The organism is Sesame phyllody phytoplasma (assembly GCF_018390775.2).
In the GTDB taxonomy this organism is placed as follows: Bacteria; Bacillota_I; Bacilli_A; order Acholeplasmatales; family Acholeplasmataceae; genus Phytoplasma; species Phytoplasma australasiaticum.
The window spans coordinates 13,451-31,972 of sequence record NZ_JAHBAJ020000005.1; the positions used below are offsets into that span (position 1 = coordinate 13,451).

At 20.8% G+C, this 18,522-nt stretch carries 17 protein-coding genes; 12 read left to right on the plus strand and 5 right to left on the minus strand.

All coding sequences use genetic code 11. The annotated features are described in order from the left end of the window. The first annotated feature begins 396 nt into the window (after positions 1 to 396). From rpsP to KHD59_RS00865, 6 genes are all read left to right on the plus strand, one after another. Positions 397 to 642 carry a 30S ribosomal protein S16 gene (gene rpsP, locus KHD59_RS00840; RefSeq protein ID WP_004995014.1) on the plus strand — a complete coding sequence of 82 codons (246 nt, stop codon included), beginning with the start codon at positions 397 to 399 and terminating at the stop codon, positions 640 to 642. A 101-nt stretch (positions 643 to 743) separates the two neighbouring features. Continuing rightward, positions 744 to 1,481: a tRNA (guanosine(37)-N1)-methyltransferase TrmD gene (gene trmD, locus KHD59_RS00845; RefSeq protein ID WP_004995012.1), complete on the plus strand. Its 738-nt coding sequence runs from the start codon at positions 744 to 746 to the stop codon at positions 1,479 to 1,481. 68 nt (positions 1,482 to 1,549) lie between these two features. Beyond that, positions 1,550 to 1,906, plus strand: coding sequence for a 50S ribosomal protein L19 (gene rplS, locus KHD59_RS00850; protein WP_193622211.1), 357 nt, complete (start codon positions 1,550 to 1,552; stop codon positions 1,904 to 1,906). 113 nt (positions 1,907 to 2,019) lie between these two features. Then, a complete protein-coding gene (gene tyrS / locus KHD59_RS00855; protein WP_213680321.1) occupies positions 2,020 to 3,279 on the plus strand; it encodes a tyrosine--tRNA ligase in 1,260 nt (419 codons plus the stop codon). A 62-nt stretch (positions 3,280 to 3,341) separates the two neighbouring features. Continuing rightward, positions 3,342 to 3,797 carry an iron-sulfur cluster assembly scaffold protein gene (locus tag KHD59_RS00860; RefSeq protein ID WP_193622248.1) on the plus strand — a complete coding sequence of 152 codons (456 nt, stop codon included), beginning with the start codon at positions 3,342 to 3,344 and terminating at the stop codon, positions 3,795 to 3,797. Between the two features lie 60 nt (positions 3,798 to 3,857). After that, positions 3,858 to 4,610, plus strand: a complete 753-nt coding sequence (locus KHD59_RS00865; RefSeq protein ID WP_213680320.1) for a TrmH family RNA methyltransferase — start codon at positions 3,858 to 3,860, stop codon at positions 4,608 to 4,610. A 471-nt stretch (positions 4,611 to 5,081) separates the two neighbouring features. Here the strand turns inward: KHD59_RS00865 and KHD59_RS00870 are convergent, their stop codons facing one another. Then, positions 5,082 to 5,957, minus strand: a complete 876-nt coding sequence (locus KHD59_RS00870) for a deoxyribonuclease IV (protein WP_193622221.1) — start codon at positions 5,955 to 5,957, stop codon at positions 5,082 to 5,084. Between the two features lie 71 nt (positions 5,958 to 6,028). Beyond that, a complete protein-coding gene (locus tag KHD59_RS00875) occupies positions 6,029 to 7,138 on the minus strand; it encodes a DEAD/DEAH box helicase (RefSeq protein ID WP_213680319.1) in 1,110 nt (369 codons plus the stop codon). A 222-nt stretch (positions 7,139 to 7,360) separates the two neighbouring features. On the opposite strand from KHD59_RS00875, the gene KHD59_RS00880 reads away from it, so the two are divergent. Then, positions 7,361 to 7,594: a hypothetical protein gene (locus tag KHD59_RS00880; RefSeq protein WP_193622110.1), complete on the plus strand. Its 234-nt coding sequence runs from the start codon at positions 7,361 to 7,363 to the stop codon at positions 7,592 to 7,594. Positions 7,595 to 7,870: 276 nt separating this feature from the next. On the opposite strand, the gene KHD59_RS00885 is transcribed toward KHD59_RS00880, so the two are convergent. Then, positions 7,871 to 8,497 carry a superoxide dismutase gene (locus KHD59_RS00885; protein ID WP_193622109.1) on the minus strand — a complete coding sequence of 209 codons (627 nt, stop codon included), beginning with the start codon at positions 8,495 to 8,497 and terminating at the stop codon, positions 7,871 to 7,873. Positions 8,498 to 8,766: 269 nt separating this feature from the next. On the opposite strand from KHD59_RS00885, the gene KHD59_RS00890 reads away from it, so the two are divergent. Both KHD59_RS00890 and KHD59_RS00895 read left to right on the plus strand, forming a co-directional pair. After that, positions 8,767 to 9,450 carry a hypothetical protein gene (locus KHD59_RS00890; RefSeq protein WP_213680318.1) on the plus strand — a complete coding sequence of 228 codons (684 nt, stop codon included), beginning with the start codon at positions 8,767 to 8,769 and terminating at the stop codon, positions 9,448 to 9,450. A gap of 999 nt (positions 9,451 to 10,449) precedes the next feature. Further along, positions 10,450 to 12,141 (plus strand): DEAD/DEAH box helicase, encoded by a 1,692-nt coding sequence (locus KHD59_RS00895; protein ID WP_213680317.1) that lies wholly within the window; start codon positions 10,450 to 10,452, stop codon positions 12,139 to 12,141. Between the two features lie 196 nt (positions 12,142 to 12,337). On the opposite strand, the gene KHD59_RS00900 is transcribed toward KHD59_RS00895, so the two are convergent. Both KHD59_RS00900 and KHD59_RS00905 read right to left on the minus strand, forming a co-directional pair. Beyond that, positions 12,338 to 13,942, minus strand: a complete 1,605-nt coding sequence (locus KHD59_RS00900) for a transporter substrate-binding domain-containing protein (RefSeq protein WP_213680316.1) — start codon at positions 13,940 to 13,942, stop codon at positions 12,338 to 12,340. Between the two features lie 102 nt (positions 13,943 to 14,044). After that, entirely contained in the window at positions 14,045 to 14,782 is a 738-nt protein-coding gene (locus tag KHD59_RS00905; RefSeq protein ID WP_213680315.1) for an amino acid ABC transporter ATP-binding protein, read from the minus strand. 499 nt (positions 14,783 to 15,281) lie between these two features. Between KHD59_RS00905 and KHD59_RS00910 the strand changes: the two genes are divergently transcribed. The 3 genes from KHD59_RS00910 to KHD59_RS00920 all read left to right on the plus strand — a co-directional run. After that, positions 15,282 to 15,911, plus strand: coding sequence for a hypothetical protein (locus KHD59_RS00910; RefSeq protein WP_213680314.1), 630 nt, complete (start codon positions 15,282 to 15,284; stop codon positions 15,909 to 15,911). Between the two features lie 807 nt (positions 15,912 to 16,718). Then, positions 16,719 to 17,327, plus strand: a complete 609-nt coding sequence (locus tag KHD59_RS00915) for a hypothetical protein (protein ID WP_213680313.1) — start codon at positions 16,719 to 16,721, stop codon at positions 17,325 to 17,327. 406 nt (positions 17,328 to 17,733) lie between these two features. Further along, a partial coding sequence (locus tag KHD59_RS00920; RefSeq protein ID WP_238120217.1) for a hypothetical protein occupies positions 17,734 to 18,522 on the plus strand: 789 nt, incomplete at its 3' end.

An 18,522-nucleotide genomic window follows, 5' to 3' on the forward strand; every position in this document is an offset into this window, starting at 1 on the left:
ATATTTTACTATATTTCTGATTATTAAATATAATTATATTTAGATTATATTATGATCTTTAATAAATTCATTAGCATCTTTTTTGCTATACTATTTATATTAAAAACTATACTTAAAAAAACTTATAATTAAAATTATTTTATTGTATTAAGTATAAATTATTTTTATTAATTTGAATTTTAATTTTTAAATAATTAACTTATTAAGAGATTTTTGTTCTATAATATTTTATAGATTATAATATTTTGTATTGTTTTGTAATTATTTATTGATATTATAATAATCGAAATGATTCAATATTTCATTGACAGTAATTATTTTTTATTTTATAATTACTTGAATTAGTATTTTTTTTAAAAAATATTTTTTAATTAAATTGCGTTTGGAGTTAGAAAAATGTCAGTTAAAATCCGTTTACAACTTTTTGGTTCTCGCCACAAACCTTTTTATCGTGTGGTAGCTATTGATGCTCATAACAAAAGGAATGGTAAATTTTTAGAAATTTTAGGAAATTATGATCCTTTAAAAGGAGTAATTAATTTAAATTTAGATAAAATTAATTATTGGTTATCTTTGGGTGGTCAACCTACTACTACTGTTAAAAATTTGTGTAAAAAATTTAAAAAAACTCAAATTAGTTAATTTTAGAGATTTTGTTAAAAAATAAAATAATTTAAGATAAAAAGTTTCAATACGAAATTTGTTTTTTGTTTTTGAACAAGAAAGATTATTTAATAAAACACATGCAGATAGATGTTATAACTATTTTTCCGAATTTCTTTGATTATTTCTTAGATCATTCTATTATTAAAAGAGCTCAAGAAAAAAATAAAGTTATTGTTAAGATACATGATTTAAGGAAATATAGTCATAATAAGCATTTTAAAATAGATGATAAGCCATATAGTGGTGATGCAGGTATGTTATTATCATTCCCGCCTTTATATGATTGCTTAGCGAAAATAAAAAAAAATATTAGAATTAAGAATAAAATTATTTTATTATCTCCTCAAGGAAATTTGTTAACTCAATCAAAAGTTAATCAATATGTCAATCATTTTGAACAATTAGTAATTATTTGTGGTAATTATGAAGGTGTTGATGCTAGAATTTTAAATTTTATAGATGAAGAAGTGTCTATTGGAGATTATGTTTTAACTGGCGGCGAAATTGCTTCTTTAGTTTTTATAGATGTTTTAATTAGATTAATACCAGGAGTTATTAATGAAGTTTCTTATTTATCTGATTCGCATCAAAAAGGTTTATTAAAATATCCTCAATATACTAGGCCTTTTGAATATAAAAATTATAAAGTACCTTCAGTTCTTTTATCTGGAGATCATAAAAAAATCTATAAATGGCGTTTAAAAGAAAGTTTAAAAAACACTTTTAAAAAAAGACCAGATTTATTAAAAAACATTGATTTAGATCAGTCTTATCAAGCAATATTAGAAGAGCTTAAAAAAGAAGATGAATTATAAAATATTTATTTTTTTTTGATTATATCTAATTGTAAAAATTTTTATTAAGGAAACGGAAATATTAATTTATGAAATTAAAAGGTCAAAGTTTAGTTAGATCTATAGAAAATCCAAGTTTTAAAAAAATACCTTTTTTTAAAGTTGGTGATACTGTTAGAATGTTAATTCGACAATCTAATAATGATAGTAAACGTGTTCAAAATTTTTCTGGATTAGTTATTAAGCGTCAAGGTAGCGGTATATCTGCAACTTTTACTGTACGTGCTATTAGATTTGGTGTAGGTGTAGAGCGTACTTTCCCTATTTATTCATCTTCTTTAGAAAATTTAGAAGTTCTTAGTTCGGGTATAGTTCGACGTGCTAAATTATATTACATTCGTCATTTATCATCAAAAGCTGCTAGAATTAAAACTAAACATAAATAAAATTAAATTTAATTAAATTTAAAAATTTTTATTTCATTTTATAAGTGGATTTTATTTGAAAATTGGTTTTATATAATATTGTTAAAAAAATAAATTAAAATTTGGAGATAAAAATGTCTTTGTTTGAAGAATTAAAACGGCGTAATTTAATAAAAGATTGTAGTAATGAATCGGAGTTAATTCATAAATTAAATTATGATACTGTTAATTTTTATTGCGGTTTCGATCCTACAGCTATTTCTTTAACCATAGGGCATTTAGTTCAAATAAATACTATTTTGTTATTATATAATAAAGGTCATACACCTTTTATTTTAATTGGTCAAGCTACTAGTTTAGTTGGCGATCCTAAAGAAACTAAAGAGAGAAATTTATTAATACCACAAGAAGTTGTTAAAAACACTCAAGATATCACTATGCAATTAAAAAGTTTATTACCTCGGCAAAGAGTATATTTTGTTAATAATTATGATTGGCTATCCCAAATTAATTTTTTAGATTTTTTGCGTCAATATGGTAAATTGTTTAATATAAAATATATTTTATCTAAGAAAATTATATCCGAAAGATTAAATAATGAAAGTGCTGGTATTTCTTATACTGAGTTTTCTTACAATTTATTACAAGCTTTAGATTTTTATCATTTATATTTAAAAAATAATATAATATTACAAATCGGCGGTTCAGATCAATGGGGAAATATTACAAGTGGTTTAGAATTGATTAGAAAATTAATTAATCCTACTCAGTGTAAGCCTTTAGGTATGAGTATCCCTTTATTACTAAATGATCAAGGTGTTAAAATTGGTAAAAGTGAAAAAGGTAATATATGGTTAAATTCAGAATTAACTAGCCCTTATGAAATGTATCAATATTTTTTAAATTTACCTGATAGTCGTGTAATTTTATTTTTAAAACAAATGACTTTAATTACGTTAGATCGCATTAATTATTTAGCATCGGAATTGAAACTTAATCCTCAAAAAAGATTAGCTCAAAAAGAATTATCTAGATATATAGTTTCTTTAGTTCATGGTGAATCAGTTTCTAAAGATTGTGAAAAAGTTAGTTATCTTTTATTTAGTAAAAAAAGATCAGATTTAGCCGAATCAGACTTAAAATTTTTAAAAAAATATTTATTTTGTGTATCTGTTAATGATGATATTACTTTATTAGATGCTTTACTTAAAGGTAAAATGGCTTCTTCTAAAAAAGAAGCTAGATCATTATTGTTATCTCGAAGTATTAAAATTTTTCCTAATTCCCAAGATATTAATGATTCTTTGCATTTGACTCCTTTAGTAGCTTTATTTCGAAAATATATTTTAGTGACTAAAAAGAATAAGTTTAATATTTTAATATATTTTTCTTAAATTCTGTTAATATTTATTTAATTAATATTAAATCTTAACAATCAAGAATATGAGTAAATATTATGGTTAATTATTTATTATATCGTGAATTAATTATAATGCATTCACAAAAACCTTGCAATTATGGTTTATTACCTGTAAATTTTTTTAATCATTGTCTTAGTGAAAAGAAACATAATTTATTATGTGGTGATGAAGTAATATTGCAAATTTTTTTTAATTCTGAAGTTATAACTACAATTCGTCATGAAACTAAAGGCTGTTCTATAATATGCGCTTCGTCATCTTTAATGTCAATTTATTTATCTAATAAAACATTTATACAAAGTTTAAAAATTATTAATAATTTTATTAATATGTTGAAAAATAAGCTTTTTGATATTAATGTTCTAGAAAAAGATTTGTTATTATTTCAAACAATTTCGAATTTTCCTAATAAATTTAATTGCGCTAGCATTCCTTGGTTGTTAGCTTTAAATCTAATCAAAAATCATTTGGATAAAATTAAATTAAGTTAAAATTATATTTGTTTAATTTAATATTTCCGAGATCTTATTTAAAGTGAGTTTTAATTTTTTATGATTTTATCATCTAATAATCCTATTTTCAAGAAAATGATGAAGTTATCTTCTAAAAAATATCGAGATTTATACCAAGAATTTATTGTATTTGGTAATCATTTAGTTCAAGAAGCTTTAAAAAAAGGAATAGTATTGCATTTATATACTATTAATCCCGAAAAAGAAGCAGGTTTATTTATTAAAAAATCTTTAATGAAAGCCTTGAATAATAATCATATTTTATATTCTCAAGTGGCTATTTGTAAAATGTTAAAATTTTCTGGATTTAGCGATAAAATACTTATTTTAGATGATATTCAAGATCCTTCTAACGCTGGACTTTTATTAAGAAGTGCTTGTGCTTTTGGTTTTAAAAATATTTTTTTTAGCAATAATAGCGTAGACATTTATAATGAAAAAACTATTCAAGTTAGTCAAGGAGCGATTTTTAATTTAGATTTTTTTCGGGGCGATTTAGCCAATTTTTTGTCATTTTTGAAAAAAAATGATTATTTCGTTATAGGAACTTGTGGACATGAAAATAATTTTTTATCGAATAATTTAATCAATATTTGTTCAAAATATTATAAAATCGCTTTAATTTTAGGAAATGAAGGTCAAGGAATTTCGGTTATTTCTCGTCAAAAATCAGATTATTTGATAGCTATTCCTACTACCAATTTAGTAGAAAGTTTAAATGTAGCTGTAGCTGGTAGTATTATTATGTTTTATATGTGGGCGACCAATAAGCCTAAATATCGTGTGATTTAATCAATCACCAGTGGAGATAAACACTGAAAGGCTAAGAACGGTTCTTTAAAGGAAACAATAAAGAATTATAGCAGTTATTAAAAGCGGATTACGATGAAGTAGTTATTCATCAACGAAAGCAAACCTAGAATCTCACCATTAGTAAAAAATGGTTACTTCACCTAAGGAATCAAGGTCGATATTTAGAGTAACTTGGAGAATCCTAAAGGCTAGTTATTAAATTAACTAATAATGAAATAAAAGTCATTAGGCCCAAAGATAAAGCGACTTTTTAGTAGTCGGAGGAGTAAACTTAATTTGGAATAATTAAGTTAATCGCGCTCCCGAGATGAAGGTTAACGACCTTTATAGGGCGAAAGAAGTAAGTATGAAATGTATGGTAAAGTTGTAGTTACTTGGAAACTTACTTTTTCGGAGCTATTTATAATAAATATGACAAATGATAAATTCTGATATAGAAACGCAAATAATTTATTGATTTTTTAAATTTTCATTAAATTTTTTATTTTTAATCATAATAATTTCTTCTTTATAAATAGGTTTTTTGTTTACAAAAGGTGTCTCTAAAATTTTTGGAATGTTTTCAAACAACGGATAATATATAATTTTTATTAAAGTTTCGAATCCTATTTTTCCGTATCCAATGTTTTCATGACGATCTTTTTTACTACCTAAACAATTTTTAGAATCATTAATATGTATAACAGATAAATATTTTAAATTAATAATTTTATCAAATTTTTTTATTGTATTTTCGAATTGGTTTTTAATATCATAACCAGCATCAAATACATGACAAGTGTCAAAGCAAATAGAAATTCGTGTTTTATCTTCTATTAAATCGATAATATTTTTTAATTCTTCAAAATTAGCTCCAATTTCGTTACCTTTTCCTGCCATAGTTTCTAATGCTATTTTAGTTTTTAAATTAGGAGTATTGCTGAAAATTTTATTAATTCCTTGAGCAATCCAGTAAATAGCTTCTGATTTATTTTTGTGTAAATTATTACCTGGATGCAGTACCATTTGAGGAATTTTCATTTGAGAAAATCTATTTAATTCTTGTGTTAGAAAGTTAATAGAAAATTCTCTTTTTTCTAAAGATGGGTTAGCTAAATTAATAATATATGGAGCATGACCTACTAAAAAATTAATATTAATATTATGGTTTTTCATTTTTAATAAAGTTTTGTGAATATCATCTTTTTCAATAATATTTCTTTGAGTACTTTGAGGAGGACCTGAGTATAACATAAAAGTATTCGAATTAAATGATAAAGCTTGTTCTAAAGCTCCTAAATACATTTTAGGTTTTTTAAATGACACGTGACTACCTATTATTAACATGATATGATATTGATTTTACCTTTCTGTTGTAATTGTATTTTTGATTTTCGGATATTTTATTTATATTTAGATTATTGATTATCTATTAAAGAGTATTTATTTTTAGTAAATTTAATTGGTTTAAACGAAATATTTAATTTTTTTTGGATTTTATTTATTAATAATTCGTCTTTTTCTGTCGTTAATATGATGACATCTCCTTTTTTCTCCATTCTACCTGTTCTACCACTACGGTGTTGAAAAAAATCTAAGTTTTTATGTGGTAAATCATAGTGTATTACTAAATCGATATCTAAATCTAAACCCCTGGCCATAATATCACTCGCTATAATATATTGATATTTTGCTTTTTTAATATCATTTATGTATTGTTTACGTTTTTTAGTATTTAATATCGAAGAAAAACAAAGAACTTTTAAATTATGTTTTAGCATAGCTTCATAAATTTTAGTTTGTTCTTTGATATTTGAAACAAAAATAATCGAAATATAAGGGTTAATATTTTGTGTTAAATGTATTAAAGTTTTTAATTTTTGTTCTTCTGTAGTTACTAGATTGTAATAATTTAATTTTAATTTATGTTCTTGTGTAGTATTTAAAAATAGATTTTTACCAAAATATTTATCTATAAAAGGTTTTAATTTTTCAGTAATAGAAGCTGATATTATTAAAATTTTAGGATTACATCGAGTTAATATTGCATCTAATAATGACAAAGAATCTTGTTCAAATAACATATCTGCTTCTTCTAAAACTAAAAAAGAAATTTTATGAATTTTTAGTAATTTTTGATTAATAACATATTCATTTAGTTTGTTTAAAGTTGTTATTAATAAAGGGGGTTGTTTTTTTTTAAATTGGTTAGATATTTTTTGTTTATTTACACCGCCATATAAAATTTTAATATTTGCTATTATTTGAGGTTCAATTTTTTTTAACATATTTAATATTTGCCAAGCTAGTTCGTTAGTAGGACTTATTATGACGGCTTGTGTTGTGTTATTTTGCCAATTTATTTTGGATAATATAGGCAACAAATAAGCATGAGTTTTTCCGGTTCCTGTAGGAGCTACACACACTAAATGACAAGGTTTTTCAAAATTGTTGAACATTTGTTTTTGAATAGGAGTTATTTTATTAAAATTTAGTTGTTTTAATTTTTGTTTTATATATTGTTTCAATTGAATAAGATTCCTTTTTAAAATTGGTATGAATATTTTTTTTATAAGTTAATTTTAATATATGTTAAAATATTATTATCCGTTATTAATATATGAATTAAAGTTCTATTTATAAGATTGTATTATTAACAAGAAATGAATTTATCTTTTTTTATTAAAAAGATTTTATTTTTTAATTATTCATTTTAATAAAAAAATAATTTAAGAGGTTAATAATTTTTTATGATTCGCATTAATAACAAGAAAAAAGCTGATTCTTTAAAGAAAAAAAAATATTGTAATGATCAAACCAAAATATCGCTAAAAACTAATAAAGATAAAAAAAAATTATTATATAAATTTAAAAAAATCAGCAATTTAACTAAGATTATGTCTTTTTTGATTATATTGATTATATTTGTCACTATTGTCGGCATTCCTATAGGTTATTTTATTTATTTAAGTTTGCAGAAATGAATTATATAAATAATATAAAAAAATATAAAAATATATTGTATTAAGTGTTTTTTAAATAAAAGTTTTTTTAAATAAAAATTAATATTCATCAGAGCAATAGTTATTAATAAATAAAAATCCATCGGAAAAAAATATTTTTTTCCGACGGTTTTTTGCTTTAATATTTCTTCTTTGATATTTTTTTAATCTTTTATAATATCTTTATCTAAATTTTTTTTGATGTATTACAATTATTGATTAATGTAATGTTTTTTGTTTTAAGATGATAATTTGTAATTATTTTTGATTAAAAATATTTTTAAAATTTGCTTCTACTTGTTCCCAGTTAATTATATGAAAAAAAGATTCAATATAATCTTGACGACGATTTTGAAAATCTAAATAATAAGCATGCTCCCAGAGATCTAAACCTAAAATAGGGAAACCTAATGTATGAGTTGTATCTTGATTGGCGGTTGTTATTATTTCTGATAAATTTTTATCATTAATTATCCACCATATCCAGCCGCTACCAAAAAGATTTAAAGCTTTTTGAGTAAATTGGTTTTTAAAATTATCTAAATTTTGAAAATCGCGTTTTATAATATCTTTTGTGTTCGGCAATAAAATGTTCTTATTTATTGTTTTAGGTTTTAAAATTTTCCAAAAAAAAGAGTGATTAAAATGCCCGCCACCATTATTACGAACAGATTCACGAATTTCTTGAGGAATTAAAGATAAATTTTGCAATAAATTATCTATATTATCGTTTATTGTTGTAAATTGAGATAAAGATATATTTAATTTATCGATATAAGTTTGATGATGTTTTTGATGATGTATCATCATTGTTTTGGTTGTTATAAAAGGTTCTAATTCATTATATTGATAATTTAAGTTCGGTAATTGATATTTATTAATCATATTTAGTTTTCATTACTCCTTAATTTTGAAATTTTTAAATAAATATTTTTAAGTAATTGAAACCATTCTTTATTATAACATTTTTAAAACAAAGATAGTTATTGGTATATTTTAAATTAATTTAAAATATATCAGATATAAAAGGATATTTGATTTTATAATATATACATATATATTTCTCATTTTATATAAATAATCAATATTATAATATAAAAATATAATTTGATTTTTATAAATTAAATTATTCAGAAAGAAGTTAAATTCGTTTTATGTTAAATAAACATAACTATATAAAAAATACAAGAAGTATTATGAAACAAATAATTTTAGGTTCGAATTTAATTTCAATTTCTTGGGTTTTATTTCAATTAAATAAATATTCTTTTTTAAGTAAAATTAATAAAATTCCTATAGTAAATTCTAATTTATGGTTATTTTGGCATTTACCGTTATTTTTTTTGGGTTTTTTTTTAAATCTTAATTATTTAATTTTATTTTGGTTAGTTTATATTTTTATAGATTGTTTTTTTTATTCAGTACCGGGTTATTTAGCTACTTATGAATATTTAAAAAGCCATTATGTTTTTTTTATCAATGATAGATCTTTTTTTCTCATAAGTAATATTATTTTTGGCACTTTTATACCTAATTTATTTTTGTTAATGAGTTTTTTATTAAATTATCGTTACGTTAACAGTAAACGCATTTTTATTTTCGGTTTTTTGATTATTATTTTACAATCAATTTCTAGAATTTTTAATGGTTATCTAAATTATTGGGATATTATCAAAATTACTTTTTATCAATATAATTATGTTTATTCTGATAAGTTTATGAATATTGTTATTTGTTGTTTTAATATTATTCCTGTTATTTTTAATGTTACAATTAATTGTTTATTTTTTAGTTTGTTGTATAAAAAAATTCAAAATATATATTATGAAATTATTTAATAATTGGTATTTAGTAAAATATTTTAAAAATTATGCTATTCAATACCTATAATTCTTATTTTATAATAAATTTGATTATAATGTGTTAACTTAGAAGAGTGATTAATAAAATTAAAATATGTTATTAGTATAAAATTCGAAATATCTAATAAAGAAATTTTCGTTAGATCAAAGAAGTAAAAATACAAATTTTAATTAGTGAATAATGGTATTAATTTTAAACATTATCAGAAAGTATCATGTAAATTATGCAATAAGATTAAACTATTTATATATACTAATTTTATAAAAATATTTATATGGATATCTGAATTTTCATTAATGATTTAATTAATTATAATATTTTTTATAATTGTGTCTTGATTTTTATTTTTCTAAAAAAAGTTTTCGATAATAATATTAAAATTAAAAAAAATATCGGATCCATAAAAACAAGTGAAAGTTAAAATGTGTATCGATATAATTCTAAAATTTGTTTAATGTTTAGAAATTTATTAGACAAGTGCTAAAAATCTTTAATATTAATTTATCAAAAAATCTAATTTAAAACTAATTTATATCTCTTAATTAAATAATTAAATATATTTTTTTATTAGCATCGTTTTATGTAAAAAAGAATTTTTTAAAATTAAATTATTTATTTTATGGTATCATTAATAATAAAATAATTATTTTTTTAACTATATTGAAACTCTTATTTAAATTAGTAAGTGTCTTTCCTGATAGAGGATTATTTTTTCATTTTTACTTATTATTTTTACTTTTATTTTTTAATTAAGATGGATATAGGTTACACTTTAATTTTCTAAATTTTAAAATTACAAAAACTTTTAAATAAATATTTTTTTATTTTTTGAATTTTTTTCTTTAGAAAAAAATATAGTAACTAAATATTTTTTTTAATATTGGAGAATTTCGATTATTACTAGTTAGAATGCGAAAGATTTATTTTATTAAACTATTGAAAAAAAATTTCAATAAGATTGAAAGGAAAATATAATGATTTCTTCTTTTACGGAGTTAAATTTATTAACTCAAATACAAGAAGCTTTAAAAGAGCTTAATTTTATTAATCCTACTCCTGTTCAGGCTTTGGTTATTCCGAAAATGATTGAAGGTATCGATATTGTAGCTCGTTCTCAAACAGGAACAGGTAAAACTTTTGCTTTTGGAATCCCGATGATTCAAAAAATTGATCCTCAAATGTCACAAATTCAATCTTTAGTTTTGTGTCCTACACGTGAGTTGGCTTTACAAGTGTTTACGGAGATTAATAAATTATTAAAATTTTATTCTGAAATTCGAACTGCTGTTATTTATGGTGGCGAAAAATATTTTAAGCAATTTAGCGCTTTGAGTAAAAAACCTCATATTATTGTAGCTACTCCTGGTAGAATTTTAGATTTATTAAAACAAAAAAAAATAGATTTATCGAACGTTAAACTTTTAGTTTTAGATGAAGCTGATGAAATGTTGAAGATGGGATTTCAAGAAGATGTAGAAGATATTTTAAAAACTATTCCTTCGGAAAGACAAACAGCTTTATTTTCTGCAACCATGCCGGATTCCATTAAAAAAATAGCCGCTAAATATCAAAAAAATTCTCAAACTTTAGAAATTTCTAATAAAAATATCGCAGTTAAAAGTATTAAACAATTTTATTTTATTGTTGCGGATATGAGTAAAAATTTAGTTTTAGAACGTTTATTAGATTATCAAAATCCAGATTCTGTTATTATTTTTGCTAATACTAAAAGAAATGTTGATAATATTACTGATTATTTGCAAACAAGAAATTTTTTAGTAGATGCTTTGCATGGAGATTTGAAACAAAATCAAAGACAATATGTTCTTAATAATTTTCGTAATAAAAAAATTAAAATTTTAGTAGCTACTGATGTAGCAGCTCGAGGTTTAGATATTTCTGATGTTCAAATGGTAATTAATTACGATTTATCTAATGATTATGAAAGTTATGTTCATAGAATAGGTCGTACTGGTAGAGCTGGAAAATCGGGAGTTTCTTATAGTTTTATTAATATTCGACAAAAAATGAAATTAAAAAACTTAGAATATTATTTAAAAGAAAAATTATTATTAGCGGAAATTCCTAAAATTGAAGATATTTATCAACAACAAGATCAATTATTTAGGAATAAAGTAATTCAATTAGTAGAAAATTATCAAAGCAATAATTTATCAATTGATACTGTTTTAATGGATAATTTATTAGAAAAATATGATCATGAATTGATTATTAAATCTTTGTTGAATTATATATCTCCTTGTCGCAAAAAATATGAAAATATTATTGTGCGAAATGTTTCTAGTTATAATAATGATGATTTTATCAAAAAACCTTATAATAAGAATAATCGTATTAATGGTGATTATGTTAAAAAATATGAACATAATAATGTTAATATGACGAAATTGATCATTAATATCGGCAAAAATGATCGTGTTTATAATCCTGCTACTTTTTTGCAAATTTTATATGATAAATTTAATATTTATAGAAAAAACATTGGTTATATTCAACATTTTCCTGATAAAACAGTTTTTGAAATTAATAATAACTTGGTTCAAAGGATTAAGTCGAAAAAAGATATTTATTGGGAAAATAAATTAATAATTATTAGTGATAATTTAGATAATTATTCTAATATCAATAACAAACATAATAATTAATAAATATCTTAATAAAAAATATTTTCGTTAAATAAAAAATAAAAAAGTCAAATTGTTATTCCATATAAGGATAAGCAATTTGACTTTTTATATTTATAATAAATAAAACTTTTTAAATATATTTATTGAATTATTTTATAAAATCATAAAATGTGATTTTATTTAATAATATATCGATTTTATAACTATTAAATCTTTAGTTATTATGTTTTTTAAAAAGCGTTTTTTGTTTTAAAAATTGAGTTAAGCTTGCTAATGTTATATAAATGATACTTATTATAATAAAAGGTGTTATAGTATCGTAAGTAATAGCTATATTACGTTGTGCTGTCCATAATAAATTTGGTAATCCAATAATAGAATATAAAGCAGTTTCTTTTAAATTTACTATAAATTGATCCCATATATTTGGTATTTCTCTTTTTAATATTTGTTCTAATATAATGTGTCTAAATACTTGTTTTGAAGTTAAACCGAGAGCATAGGCAGCCTCTATAGGTCCATATTCTAAAAAATTAATTTGTCTAGACATGTTGTTTAAAAAATAAAACGCATTATTAAGTAAAGTTATTGTTAAAGAGATGCAGAAAATTCCCATCAAGCCTTTTAAGAAAAATATTCTTTGAATTAATAAATTATACATTAATACCACTTGAATAGTAATAGGAACAGCTTTTGCAAAATGAATACATAAAACTAATATATAATTAATTGCTTTTTTAATGGGTTTTTTTGAATATTGGCACCATATTTTTAAAGGCAATAATATTAATGCTAATAAGAATCCAATTAAAATAGCATCTATAGCTAGAGTTAATGATATATAAAAACTGTCTTGGTAAGTTTTTATTATATTTACAATTCGAGTTCCTATTGTATTGTTTTGTTTATTATGAATGTGATCGTTTTTATAAGTTTGTATAGCTTTTTCGCGTAAATTTTCCATTATATTCGGATTATATTTTTTAATTTCATCAATTTTTTTAGTGATTTCTTGATATAATTTTTGATTTTTGGAGTTTATAAAAATACCTAATGGATGTTGTAATTCTTTGTTTGAATCATTGTTTTCGTTATCGATTAATTGTAAGGATTGAAATTTGTTTTGTTTATTTGCTTTTAAAAGTGTCATTAAATTTATAACAGGATGTTCAAAAATAAATAAATCTACACGATTATTTTCTACTTCGTTTACACAATTTACTAAATCTTCTTTGAGATTAGATTTATGTAAATTTAATTTATGTAATATTTCTATATCATAAATAGAACTAACTGTAGTGGTTGCACTTATGTCGTGTTGTTTAATTAAAGTTTTTAAATCTTTTAAAGTAATTTCTTTTTTATTTATATAATTTTGGAATTTAAGATTATCTTTTCGAATTAAAAAACCAATTTTTGATTTATCATATTCGATAGTTTTCATTCTTTTTTTACGTTCTTCTGTAATATTCATGTTACCAATGGCAGCATCAATAGTTCCTTGCTCTACTTCATTTAAAATACCAGGGAAATTTAATGATTTTATTTTTAATTGTTTATTCATTTTTTTTGCTAATTCTTGAAATAAAAAAATGTCAGAACCACTTACATATGTACCTGCTTCTGTGCGATAACTATTATGATTATATGAATTACTGTCGAAACATAAAGGCGGAGAATTGCTTACTACACCTAACATAATACTGTCTGAAGAAGGTTTTTTATAATTGCAAATTTGCAATAATTTATAATGCAAAAATAATATTATTATAACAAAAGTAAAAATTTTTAAGATTTGTTGGATTTTCGATTGAAACATTTAAATATTAGTTCTCTTTCTTATTTTTTTTAATTATTAAATTTTTGGAGATATTGCGCTAATTTTTAAAAAAATTATAATTTTTAACATTTATTTACAATATTATTTTTTTTCTTGTTCGAAAAAATATTTAATTTTAGGACATTTATTTAATTTAAAAATGTCATTTAAATTGCCTGTTTCTGCGATTTTTCCATTTTCTAATAAATAAATTTTATTGGAAACTTTCTTTGCAAATTGCAATTCATGAGTCACAATGATAAGAGTTATATTATGTTTATATACTAAATTTTTTAATAATTTTAATATTTCTTGAGCAGATTCGGAATCTAAAGCTGAAGTTGGTTCATCAAGTAAAATAATTTTCGGTTCCATACATAAAGTTCTGGCTATAGCTACTCTTTGTTTTTGTCCTCCGGAAAGTTTTTGAACATTTTCGTGAGCAAATTTGTCCATTCCTACTTCTTTTAATTTTTTTAAAGCTTTACAAGAAGCTTCTGTATAATTCATTTTAAATACACATCTTAATGCTAGACAACAATTTTCTAAAACAGTTTTTTCCGAAAACAAATTAAAATGTTGAAAAACCATTCCTATTTGTACTCTTAAATCAGTTAGGGAAGTATTTGAATCTAGAAGATTATAATTATTAAAAAAAATTTTTCCTGAATCTGGTTTAGTTAATAAATTTAAGCACCTTAATAAAGTTGATTTGCCGGAACCAGAACGACCGATAATAGAAACTATTTCTTTTGGTTTTATTTGCAGATTAATGTTATTTAAAATTATTTCTTTGTTAAAAGATCTTTTTAAGTTTTTAACTTCTATTATATAGCTCATTATAATTTTTACGCTCCTTTTTGGATTATAAAATTTAATTTTTATAAATAATTGTCAATATTTTTAGATTTTTATGATATTTTTAATCTAATTGGTTTTAATTTTTAAAATTCTATAAAAAAAAATGATGTTTGTCAAATTTTTAATAAAATATAAAATATTTTTGTATTTTATTAAAACAAAAATTTTTGATAAAATGCTTTGTGGTATTATAGTAAAGGTATAATTTTTTAGTTTACCATTAATTTTTGAAATTTTTGCATTGATATATAATTTTTTAATTGTGATGTTTTGGTTATTTTTTATTAAATTTCAATTAATTTTTTGATTTTTTGAAAATTTTTTGTTTCTTTAGTTTAAAGAATATAAAATTATGATAAAAAACAATAACATTAAATTAGTATAAAGATAAGCTTTATATTAAAACTAATCTAATGTGTAAATTAATTAATAGTATTTGAAAAATAATTTAATAACAAAGAAAATAGGTATTTAAATTATGAATAAAAAAAATATTAGAAAGAAAAAAATCTTTTTATTATCCATTTTAATAGCTTCTATTTTATTTTTTATTATTTTCATTTTTATGGGCAATATTTTAGTTGCTATTGGACAACAACACGATGAAATTTGTTCAAATGTTAGCAGTTCTTTGGAAAATAATTTAGAATCAGGGCAAAAAGATTTGATTTTAAATCTGACAAATTATGCCGAAAAAAGTGTTAATGATATTACAGATCATATTAAAAATACAGTAGATCAAATAAGTCTAAAATTTGATAAATCTGTTGATGATTTAAAAGAAAATGTTCAACTTAAGTTGTATAAATCTATTGATAATTTGGAGCAGCACACCAAAGAACATTCTAGTAAAATTTTTTATCAAGTTTTAGAACCTGAAATTTCAAAAAATTTAACTAGTTTAAAATCTAATATTTTAAATATTTTTTCTGATTGGCTTTATGATACTTTGAAATTAGATAAGATTTGGCAACCTATAAAAAACACTTTATTATATTTTTTTCCTTATAAATCTGATGATTCAATTGATAATAACTACAATTCTAATACAAAGATAGAAGAAATTGACGAAGAAATTAAAAAAGAGATTGAAATAGAACAAAATTGATTAATATTTATTTGTAATATTATAAATATCGAATTAAATTTATTTGTTGATCTTAAAAAAAATCAATTTATTATTTTTTTAAGTAATAGATTTTGAAATTTATAGTATTTATAAAAATAAAATTATAATTGATTTGTTTTATATAAACTTAATTATATTATTCATTGTTTTTATGTGCTGGAATATTTTTAATATTTTTTCGAAAGTTATATAAGTATTTATAGTTATTTGATTCTTTGGTATTGGTTTATTTTAGTTTTTTTGGGGTTATTTTAGGAAATTATATAAAATCTTGATTGTTATTTATCTTTCGTTTTGAATTTATTTTTAGATGTATTTTTTAATATAGATGTGATTATTTTGTTAAAAAATAATCACGTTTTATTTAACATTATATAAATATATTTTTATTAATTTTTGTATATCTGTTTATTTTTGTTAAAATTAGTTTATAATATTAAATGTAGTAATTATTTAATTTAAAATTTTAATTAAAGTAATGTAATTGCTACACGATTTTGACACTTATTTTTCTATGATAAATTAGTGTAAAAATGTTTTTGTTTATTTATTAATTTTGATTTTTTAATTGAATTTAATAAATATTTGATTTTGAAATTTGAATTTGAACATTGAAAAAAATATAAAAAATTATATTGTATTAAACATAATTGTAAATTATTTTAACTTTTTTAATAAAAAAAGATAATATTAAAAATAATTTATCAATATTTTGATTTAAAATTGGTATATTTAATTATATAAAGAAGGAAAATAATAAATATAAATACTGCAAAAAAACAATTTATGTCATTAAAAAATATTAAAATTTTATCTGTTATTGTATTATTCATGATTATAGGAGCGATGGCATTTATTTTTTCGAACCATTCAGAATCATCATTTATGCCTTTTAATTCTAAAGAAAATTTAACATCAGGGACTATTTTGCCTGAAGATCCTAAATTAAAAATAAACAATGATTCATTAATATTGCCGGAAGAGAATGATGATGATTTGAAGTATCAATTTGCATCTATAAGCGATAATAATGTTAATTTCCCAGAATTAAAAGATGAAGAAATTGCGAGTGTTTTAAGTAGAAAATCTTCATTATTATCAGATATTAATTCTACAAATGAAATGCAATCTAATATAGATGAAATCGAATCTAAAACTAAATCTAATTTTAAATTTAGTTCTTTATTTAAACCATTTCGTAATATTAAGAAAAATTTAAAAAAACTAAAAAAAATTAATTCTGCCAATACTCTTGTAAATCATAATGTTGATTTAGAACCGGAGTATGCTACTATTCAAAAAAATAATACTTTAGAGAACCATAAAAACCGTTCTGCTGTTGAATTTTGTAAATTAATTGAGTCTCCAGGAGTTATTGCTTATAATAATAAATAAGTTTAAATTAATAAGTTAACATAAATAATATCTAGGAATTTTTAATTATAATATATTAAAAAAAATCTAATATTAATTTTGGAGGTCTTGGGAAAATCACTAGTTTTTAGTATTTATAAAGTTTTTTATTAATTTTATTAAATATGATTAATATTTTATTACATCAATATAAATTAATTTATTTGCATTAAATTTAAGTGTTTTGTTATATTAAATTTTTTAAATTATATTTTTAATTCTAAAAAAGATCTTGAAAAACAGATCTTTTTTATTTATTTTTGTTTTTTTGATATTTTTTATAAATATTTTAATTTATTCAATATACATTGTTAAATTATTTTTTAATATTTATTAATTTAATTTGGACTATATTCGTTAGAAAGATATTGGTCTAAATAGTTTTAATATGAAAATTCAAAAAAATTATTTATTTTTTTTTGTTTTTTTTTGTGTTTTTAAAATTTTAATTTTTTTATTTTGGTCTAATCTTATAATTAAAAATAAAAATATTAATTTAACTCATTTTTCTTTACTTAACTCAAAATTTTCACAAGAACAAGATATTAATTTTGATAACGAACTGAAACAAATTGAAATTAATGAATTTAAAGCTTTATTAAAAATTAAAAACTCTTTTCCTCAATATTTCCAGGAATCAAATAAAGATAAAATAAATTTTTTATTAAATCAAGTTTTAGTGTTGATTTTAGGTGAAATTAAAAATCATAATTATCAATTTAATAATCAAGAATCAAGTTTTGATTTTACAAAGTATTTATCTATGTTAGATAAATATGATTTATTTAATGGATTCAAAGATAAAATAGAAGAAATAGTTTTCGATCCGGATAAATATATTTTTGTTTTTCCTGGTAGTTCTGTTGAATTTAAAAATTATGATAAATATTTAATGTATAAAGACAGTTCTTTTAAATTGGATAATAAAGGTATTTTTTGGAGTAATTGGTTTCCTAAAAATTTTTTATTTATATCTAAAAATTATTTAGATACTGTTTTAAAATTAAGTATAGATATTTGGGATTCAAAAAATAATCAAGATAAACAATCATTTATAAATGAATTAGAGTTATTGCAAAAAAAATATATTTTATTGTCTAAAGTTGATACAGATTTTCATTTTATTAAACATAAAATAAAAAAAATAAACGTTTTTTCAAATACAGAAAGAGATATT

Bases quoted from the DNA above. Each gene is read 5' to 3' on its own strand.
- rpsP (WP_004995014.1), top strand. From the start codon at position 397: ATGTCAGTTAAAATCCGTTTACAACTTTTTGGTTCTCGCCACAAACCT.
- trmD (WP_004995012.1), top strand. From the start codon at position 744: ATGCAGATAGATGTTATAACTATTTTTCCGAATTTCTTTGATTATTTC.
- rplS (WP_193622211.1), top strand. From the start codon at position 1,550: ATGAAATTAAAAGGTCAAAGTTTAGTTAGATCTATAGAAAATCCAAGT.
- tyrS (WP_213680321.1), top strand. From the start codon at position 2,020: ATGTCTTTGTTTGAAGAATTAAAACGGCGTAATTTAATAAAAGATTGT.
- KHD59_RS00860 (WP_193622248.1), top strand. From the start codon at position 3,342: ATGGTTAATTATTTATTATATCGTGAATTAATTATAATGCATTCACAA.
- KHD59_RS00865 (WP_213680320.1), top strand. From the start codon at position 3,858: ATGATTTTATCATCTAATAATCCTATTTTCAAGAAAATGATGAAGTTA.
- KHD59_RS00870 (WP_193622221.1), bottom strand. From the start codon at position 5,957: ATGTTAATAATAGGTAGTCACGTGTCATTTAAAAAACCTAAAATGTAT.
- KHD59_RS00880 (WP_193622110.1), top strand. From the start codon at position 7,361: ATGATTCGCATTAATAACAAGAAAAAAGCTGATTCTTTAAAGAAAAAA.
- KHD59_RS00885 (WP_193622109.1), bottom strand. From the start codon at position 8,497: ATGATTAATAAATATCAATTACCGAACTTAAATTATCAATATAATGAA.
- KHD59_RS00890 (WP_213680318.1), top strand. From the start codon at position 8,767: ATGTTAAATAAACATAACTATATAAAAAATACAAGAAGTATTATGAAA.
- KHD59_RS00895 (WP_213680317.1), top strand. From the start codon at position 10,450: ATGATTTCTTCTTTTACGGAGTTAAATTTATTAACTCAAATACAAGAA.
- KHD59_RS00900 (WP_213680316.1), bottom strand. From the start codon at position 13,942: ATGTTTCAATCGAAAATCCAACAAATCTTAAAAATTTTTACTTTTGTT.
- KHD59_RS00905 (WP_213680315.1), bottom strand. From the start codon at position 14,782: ATGAGCTATATAATAGAAGTTAAAAACTTAAAAAGATCTTTTAACAAA.
- KHD59_RS00910 (WP_213680314.1), top strand. From the start codon at position 15,282: ATGAATAAAAAAAATATTAGAAAGAAAAAAATCTTTTTATTATCCATT.
- KHD59_RS00915 (WP_213680313.1), top strand. From the start codon at position 16,719: ATGTCATTAAAAAATATTAAAATTTTATCTGTTATTGTATTATTCATG.